The organism is Sphingopyxis sp., assembly GCF_016463645.1.
GTDB lineage: Bacteria > Pseudomonadota > Alphaproteobacteria > Sphingomonadales > Sphingomonadaceae > Sphingopyxis.
The window spans coordinates 1-4,363 of the sequence record NZ_JAEMQX010000203.1; the positions used below are offsets into that span (position 1 = coordinate 1).

The 4,363-nt window shown below is 67.2% G+C and carries 3 protein-coding genes; 1 reads left to right on the forward strand and 2 read right to left on the reverse strand.

Features of this window, described 5'->3' with window-relative positions:
- The first annotated feature begins 342 nt into the window (after window positions 1-342).
- Window positions 343-837, forward strand: a complete 495-nt coding sequence (locus JHC57_RS21355; protein WP_294032594.1) for a DNA-deoxyinosine glycosylase — start codon at window positions 343-345, stop codon at window positions 835-837.
- Here the strand turns inward: JHC57_RS21355 and JHC57_RS21360 are convergent, their stop codons facing one another.
- Window positions 838-2,139: an amidohydrolase family protein gene (locus tag JHC57_RS21360; protein WP_294032595.1), complete on the reverse strand. Its 1,302-nt coding sequence runs from the start codon at window positions 2,137-2,139 to the stop codon at window positions 838-840.
- Window positions 2,140-2,180: 41 nt separating this feature from the next.
- The coding region (locus JHC57_RS21365) for a S8 family peptidase (RefSeq protein WP_294032596.1) at window positions 2,181-4,363 on the reverse strand (2,183 nt) is incomplete at its 5' end.

A 4,363-nucleotide genomic window follows, 5' to 3' on the forward strand; every position in this document is an offset into this window, starting at 1 on the left:
GACCAGCTGGTTGATCGTGGGCATGAATGCTTCACCTTTAAATGTCCGCCCATCAAAGCGAACGGTTACTGTACCGCGGTGGATGAAGCTCCGGCCGCTGGCCCGCCGAAAATGGCGGAAAACGGCCGACCTGATAACAGCAAAAGACCCCGGCGGATCGCAATGATCTTCCGGAGGCTCCATCCGCGCCAGCAATGTTCAAGCGCTGTTGCAACTGAAAGAGGCGGCAAACCGCCCTTTTCGGTCGAGCGGGCCCCTAGACCCGATTTCCCCCATGGTCAAGAGGGCGGGTCAGGGGCGGGCAATATTGTTGCGCCGGGCAGGGCGGGCTATCGGTCGCTTATGGTTGCCGTCCGCCACGCCAGCTTCGCCCCGCATGTCGCGCCCGATACGCGTCTGCTGATATTGGGAAGTCTCCCCGGCGCCCGTTCGCTCGCCGAGCGGCAATATTACGCCCACCCGACGAACCAGTTCTGGCGCCTGCTCGGCGAGGTGATCGACCGGCAGCTTGCAAACATGCCCTATGAGGAGAGGCTGGCCGTGCTTCGTGGTGCGAAGGTCGGGCTGTGGGACGTGATACGCAGCGCCGAGCGTCGCACAAGCAGCGACAGCCTTATCCGCGAAGCCGAAGCGCACGACCTCGCGGCGCTGGTCGCCGTACTGCCCGACCTGCGGATGATCGCCTTCAACGGCGGCAAGGCTGCGGCGATCGGGCGAAAGCAGCTGCCGGTTCTCGATGGAGTCGGAGTCGTCGACCTGCCGTCGAGCAGCGCCGCGCACACGATCGGCTTCGCCGCGAAGCGCGACCGCTGGCTGGCGCTGCGCGACGCGCTCTGATCATTCGACGACGTTCCCGCGCGCCATCACGAAATCGACCTGCTTCAGCACCCGCACGTCGGCGACCGGATCGCTCGCGACCGCGATGATGTCGGCGCTCTTGCCGGGCGCGATGGTACCGATCTGGTCCGACAGGCCGAGCAGGTCGGCGGCGTTGACCGTCGCGGCCTTCAAGGCCTCGACAGGGGTCATGCCATGCTGGACCATCAGCTCGAACTCGTCGGCGTTGCGGCCATGCTTCGAAACGCCGGCATCGGTGCCGAAGGCAATGCGCACGCCCTTGGGCACCAGCTGTTCGAGGCTCTTGCCGGTGATCGAAATGCGCCACCGGATCTTCGCGAGCACGTCGGGTTCATAAGCGTTGGCGTTCGCGGCGATACGTTCCTTATAGCCATTCACGGTCGAGAGCGTCGGGACATACCAGGCCTTCGACTTCGCCCATGCGGCGATCGTCGCATCGTCGAGGATCGTGCCGTGCTCGACCGAATCGACGCCGGCGGCCAGCGCAAGGCGGATGCCGTCGGCGCCGTGCGCGTGCACCGCGACCTTCTTGCCGAACATGTGCGCGGTATCGACGATCGCTTGCGCCTCGTCGTCGAACATCTGCTTGCCGAGCCCGGCGCCGATCCGGCTGTTCACACCGCCGGTCGAGGCGAATTTGATCACATCGGCGCCGCGCCCGATCTGGAGCCGCACCGCGCGGCGGCAATCGTCGGCGCCGTTGCAGGTGTTGCCCGCGCCTGCGAAGAAAGGCCGAAGCTCGTCGCGATAGCCGAGCGAGCCGTCCATATGCCCCGCGCTGCCCGAAATGCTGTTCCCGGCGTCGACGATCCGCGGCCCCTGTACCTTGCCGGCGAGGATCGCATCCCTGAGGGCAAGCGTCGCGCCGTCGCCGTCGCCGAGGTTTCGCACCGTTGTGAAGCCGGCGCGAAGCGTCTTCATCCCGTTCGCCTCGGCATTGAAGGCCTGCGCTGCGGGGCTGAGCGTGATCTCCTCGAGCTGCCCCGCGATGCCGCCGGCGTCGCTCGTCAGATGGACGTGGCTGTCGATGAGGCCGGGGAGAATATATTTATCCTTGAGGTCGATCAGCGTCGCGCCGGGCTCGGCGGGCTGATAGCCGTCGGCGATGCTCAGGATCTTGCCATTCTCGACGACGATCGTCGATGCACCGCGGACGGGCTTGCCCGGCTCGGCGAGCAATTGACCCGCGTGGATGAAGATACGCGCGGGGACCTGGGCGGCGAGCGGCATCGCGAGCATCGCGCCGGCGAGCGCAAACGGAAGGACATGAATCGGCTTCATTTCTGCATCCCCTGTTTCAAGTTTGGGAGCGTTAAAGCCGATCAGAAGCCCAGCGTAAAGCGGAGCGCCGCGCCCTTGTCGTCGGGTATCGCGGCGATATGGCCGGGGTCGCGTCGCCACCATGTGTTGGCGATCAGGTCGCCGCCGAAAAGCGACATCGCATAACTGGCCTCGACGACCAGTTCGCGGCCGGTCGGCGCCAGATTATAGGTACGGCGCGCAAAGTCGGCCGTCCGCGTTTCATAATCATAGGCGATGGGCAGCGTCAGATCGATACCGCCGCTGGCGACGCGGAGCGGCTGGGCCAAGCGGAGCGCGGCGCGGTCGCCGGATTGCACCAGATTCGCCTTAGCGACATCGAAGGAGAAGGCGGTCGACCGGAGTGCGCCGCCCGCGACGAGACCGTGCGCTTCGGGCTTTGTCCATATCTGTCGCCATGCGGCGGCAATTTGCCAATCATCGCGCATATCGAGGGTGATGCCGGCGTCGCCGACGAGGCTGGTCGCGCCGCCCGCGCCGAAGACGGCGCCAAGACGGGCACCGAGGAGGCTGTCCGATTCGCGCAGCCAGCTCGCGCCGAGCGCGGCGCGGACGGGGCCGAAGCGGCCGTCCCACGCGGCGCCGACACGCTGGTAGCGGCTGTCGCCGCCCGGACGGTAGCGGAGCAGGGGATCGTCCTGCCAGCGCGAGCCCGAAATCAGACCATTCTCCAGAATTATATTAACATACTGATTATAATATATATTATGGCGAATTATCGTGCCGATACCGGGGCTGGCGGCGAAGCCCAGCCCCTCGTGGGCGGCGTCGCCGATGAGCATCGCGTTGCCGCTGTCGCCGCGTTCGCCCGCGAGCAGACCGCCGGTGCCGCGCCCGGCAGCGAAGCCGACGCGCGTGCGCGCATCGAGGCGCGTCATCACCGAGGCGGCGAGCGTGCGCGCGCGCTGCGCATCGTGAAAGGAAAGGCCCGCGAGCGCGTCGGTGCCTCCCGTGCCCGGCGCGGTGACGAGCGAAAGCGCGAGCGACGAACTCGCGGCGCTTTGCTGGCGTATCAGCCCGCCGATCGCGCCCGACAGTTTGAAGTCGGGACGCCGCGACGCGAGCGCGCCGCCGAAATCGACGTTGAAGGCGCGGCCGAAGCCGTCGGTGACGAGACCCATGGTTCCGGCACCGCCGGCATCGCCCATCGGCCCGCCGAGGACGCCGAGCGGCGCATCGAGCGCGACCGCGGTCGAGGTGCCCGCGAGCGTCGTCGCGCCCATCGGCTGAAAGGCGCGTGCGATATCGAGAATGCCCTGACCGAAGACGGCATCGTCGCCCGCCACACCCGCATCGCGCGCCGACTGATAGAGAAGCGAGACGATCTGCTGGCTGGTGAGGTTCGGGAAGGCCTGCGCGATCAGCGCGACCGCACCCGCGACCTGCGGCGCCGCGAAGCTGGTGCCGTTCAGCACGAAGACGAAATTGCCCTCGGTCTCGATCGCGCCATTTTCATAGGCGCAGCACACACCCTCGCCGAGCGCGGTCAGATAGGAACCGGCATAACCGCCGGCGCGGTTGCTGAACCCCGAGATCACGCCGCGGTCGTTGACCGACCCGGTGATGACGACGAGCCCGCCGCCGGCATCGCGAAGCCCCTGCGCGAAGCGCTCGGGATTGTTCGGGTCGTTGCCGTTCGCCGTCGTGTCGCCCTCGTTGCCCGCCGAGACGATCACGATGATCCCCGCCGCGGTCGCGCGCGACACCGCGGCGCGCAAGGTCGCTCCCGGCGGATCCTCGCCGCCGAGCGAGATATTGACGACGCGCGCGCCCGCGCTGACCGCGCGGTCGAGCCCCGCCGCGATCGCGGTTTCGGGAAAGCGGCAGCCGCTTTCGTCGTTCGCCGGATCCTCGGTCGCGCAGCTTCCCGGCCGGTCGGCACGAAGCACGAGCAGATTGGCGTTGAAGGCGATGCCGAAGGTGCCGGCGTCGTTCTTTCCGCCGAGCAGCACCTGCGCGACGTTCGTGCCATGCGTTCCCTCGCCGTTGATCCCTCGCGACCCGGCGAGGTCGGCCGATTGCGACGAGATGCGCCCGGCGAATTCGGGGCTGTCCTGATCGATGCCGTCGTCGATGACACCCGCCAGGACGCCCTGCCCGGTCGCGCCCGCCTGATAGGCGGTGATCGCGCCGTGGAAATTGACCCCGTCGGACATGCGCGTTTCGGCGGTGTTGAAATTGCCCG